This window comes from Kitasatospora sp. NPDC056731 (assembly GCF_040687675.1).
GTDB lineage: Bacteria > Actinomycetota > Actinomycetes > Streptomycetales > Streptomycetaceae > Kitasatospora.
The window spans coordinates 1-3,551 of record NZ_JBFBNR010000098.1 but is presented as its reverse complement, the minus strand read 5'-3'; the positions used below and the strand labels follow the sequence as shown (position 1 = coordinate 3,551).

The 3,551-nt window shown below is 69.3% G+C and carries 1 protein-coding gene; it reads right to left on the bottom strand.

Features of this window, described 5'->3' with window-relative positions; translation table 11 throughout:
- Positions 1-389: 389 nt before the first annotated feature.
- Positions 390-2,906 (bottom strand): Helicase associated domain protein, encoded by a 2,517-nt coding sequence (locus tag AB0R04_RS38815; RefSeq protein WP_363378884.1) that lies wholly within the window; start codon positions 2,904-2,906, stop codon positions 390-392.
- Positions 2,907-3,551 lie beyond the last annotated feature (645 nt).

The window sequence follows — 3,551 nt, the reverse complement described above, 5'->3', positions numbered from 1 at the left end:
GATGATCACCCGGTGATACGCATGCAGCCGGCCCTCGATGTCGCCGCAGGGCAACCGTGACCAGCTTCCTGACCCACCGGGCCCGGGTGCACGACTCAGACCGGGGCGTATGCCCGGCTTGCACTCGTGTCCCGTCCTGCGGCCCACCCGGCCCGCCGTGCCCGCACCCACCTGTGAAGTTCGGCCGTGGTGTCAGCAGCGGCGCGAAGCCGTACCGTCCGGTGTCGCGTTCGCCGTATCTCCTGTGCGTTTCTGATCTTGCTACTCGGGTGCCGATGGGATGGGCCGGCGCTGCCCGCCGCGTCCCCGTGGCCGGGGCCCCGGGTGGAGAGTCGGCAACCGGTGATCGGTCGGCCGTACAGCCGCCCGATCACCGGGCCTGGCAGGGGTTAGTGCCAGTCGAGGCCGTGTGCGGCGAGCCGGTCGAGCTGTTCGCCGGTCAGCTTGGCCCGGCGGGTCTTCACGTTCGAAATCCACACCCCGAGCCGTACCTGCACCGTCCCACCGCCGTCCTCGACCAGGCCTCCACCGCCGTCGGCCCGGCCACCGTCGTCGCCATGGCCGCTGTCGGGGATCTCTTCGATGTGGCTGCGTGGCACGGTCACCGTCCCGGTGCGTTCGCGGTACTGGGCGAGCGCGACCAGCCCGCGGTCGAACGCGCTCACCTTCCCAGCGCCGGTCTTGCGCCCACCCGCGCCGCCCTTCGCTGGGCCTTCCCCGGCTCCGGCCGGGGCCGCCAGCGGCTGGACACCGAACTGGGCCAGGCGCTGCTGCTGCCCGTCCATCAGGCCCTGCCAGACGACGTGCTGGCGCTGGCGTTCCAACCACCGCCCCACATCCAGCCCGTGCACCGTCACCCCGGGCAACAGGTCCGCCAGCTGCGCCCCGCCCTGGACGCACTCGGTCACGGCGGCGTAGTGGCGCTGCCAGTCCAGCGGCCACCCGGGGTTCCAGCCCGGATCGATCCCGGCCAACGCCTCCACCCGGTCAGGACGCCCGCCCAGGACGCCGGGGCGACGCTGGTTGGACAGCCACTGCCCCACAGACTTGTCCAACGCCGTCGCTGTACGGGGAGCGGCCAGCGTCCCGTGGTGCTCGAAGTAGACCCGGCACGCGGCCAAGTTCTCCTCCCACGCCGCGTCCAACGGATCCCACACCATCCCCAGGGCCTCCAGCCGCTCGACCCGTTTACCCTCCATCAACCCGGCCGCGTACGCCTTGCGCTGCTCACTCACCCAGTGCCCCAACGGGTACGCCTTCGCGTACTCCAACCCCTCCCTCGCGGCCTCGCGGTGGTCGAACGGCACCCGCAGATGCCCCTCCCGCTTCGAGTACCTCTCGGCCGCCGACCAACCACGAGCCCAGTCCTGCCGCTCCGTGTCGATCACATTGAACGACACCCACCGCGCAACCATCACCGGATCCCTGGGAGCCGAGAAACGCAGCAGCAACCGGCTTTCCTGCTCGCCCTCCTGCGGCTCCGAACCGATATCCATGGACGGCTCAACCACATTCGTCTGCTCGACCTGAGGAATCGCCAGCAACTCCACAGCCTCCTCATCATGAGCCCGCAGCGCCTGAAGCACACTCACCAAAGGCCGGTAACTCCCAGAGGTGAACATGTCCTGCGGTGCCTCGCCCTCCTCAAGGAACACCGGCACGATCAGCGACGCCAGCTTCCCCTCACCGGGCTTCTGCCGCAGCGCCCGCCCGACCGCCTGCACGATGTCGTGCGGCGCCCCCTTCGGATCCAACAGCGCCACCGAGTCCACCGCCCGGATGTCCACGCCCTCACCCAGCACCCGACACTGCGCCAGCACCGCCCGCCGCGCGCTGCGCCCGAACTCCGCCAGCACCCGCTGGCGTCGCTCGCCGGCGTGCTCGCCCTTAAGCCAGTCCCCCCAGACCCGCTCCGGGTAGAACTCGGGGTCACCAGCGTGCAGCTTCGCCGCCACGGCCGGCAGGCCCTCCGCGAACGCCTGCGCCTCGATGGTCCGGTGATGGAAGGTGATCATCGTCTGCAACGCGTGCTGCGCCATGGTGTGGAGCATCGCGGCCTGGAGCGCGCCGAGCCGCTGGCCCCGGATCTCCTCGCTGCGCTTCTCGGGGCTCATCAGGCGCTCGGGGGTGACGACCGGGTCGGTGAGCTCGACCACGATGATCTGGTACCTGGCGAGAAGCCCCCGCTTCACCGCCTCGGACAGCGGAAGCTTCCACGCCACCGGCCCGAAGATCGCCTCGTCGTCCATGGACGCGGCCATCTCCTGCGGCAATCGCTCAAGCCGCTCCCCCTCCCGCAGCTCCCACGACGGCGCCGGCCTCTCCTGCCAGATACGCGGGGTCGCCGTCGCGTACAGACGCCGTGCCGCCGGGATCACGTCCTGGTGGTGGATATCCGCCCACGCCTTCCCCAGACTCCCCGACGTGCGGTGCGCCTCGTCGACCACGGCCAGGTCCAGCGGGTCCAGACGCTTGCCGTAGGCGCCCTCGAACGCCTCCGCGAGCACCCCCAGCGAGCTGTAGGTCGCGAACATGGTCACCGGCCCCGAGCCGTGCCACATCGCCAGCCGGATCGGGTTCGTCGTGCACCGGACGTCCATCGACCAGAGTTCGACGTCGTCCTCCATCGAGCACACCGCGACCGCCGGCCCCGTGTGCCCGACCTCCCGCCACGACTTGATGGTCTGCCCCAGCAACGCCAGCGTCGGTACCAGGACGAGTGTCCGGCCACGCGGCACCATCCGCCGCGCGGCCGCCGCGCAGATGTACGTCTTCCCGGTCCCGCAGGCCGCGTGAATCTGTGCCCGCAGCCCGTCCGCTGGAATCGCCATGCCCGGCGGGATGTCCAGCGCGCGAATGATCGCGTCGACCGCCTCGACCTGGTGGTCCCGCAACTCGATGGGCATGTCCCCGATCCTTCCATGGAATGCTGGAGGGGATTTCCTCGACCGCACGAAGCCCGCAAGAGAGCCGAATACGGGGGGTGCACCTGCAACACTGACTCTACACAGTGCATCGCTGTGATGCATCAGACTTGCTGAAGGTTCCAGCTCCGGGGTGATGCACGGCACTGTTCGGGAATGAAACCGGCCCGAAGGTGGCATGCTTTCTCGGACGATGATTTTGGGGGTGGGTGGTGACGGGCGTTCAGGGTGGGCGGAGCGAAGCGGAGTCCACTGGGCTCGACAGGGGCGCCGGCCTTGACCGATGGTGAGGTGATGGAGAGTGAACTGCCAGGAGTCAACAGGGATTCCTGAGCTTACACAGTGCCGCACATGATGCACCAGCCCTCCCAGCCAGCCAAAGGATTCCCGCTTGCGGGAATCCCGGTAAACCCGCGAAGCGGGTTTACTTATCGCTTTTGAATTCCGCTTGCGGAATTCTATTCCCGCGCTTGCGCGGGAATTTCGCCGAAGCGAAGCGGAGGCGTGCCCTGCCCGGCGGCTTGCCGCCGGGGTACCCGCTCTCGCGCGTACCCACCGGGTGCCCGGCGCCCAGGTGGTGCTGGACACCGGCTCGGAGGTCCTCGCCCTGCACACCGGTGTGGCCGA

Coding starts and splice junctions, on each gene's coding strand:
- AB0R04_RS38815 (WP_363378884.1), bottom strand. CDS start 2,906: ATGCCCATCGAGTTGCGGGACCACCAGGTCGAGGCGGTCGACGCGATC.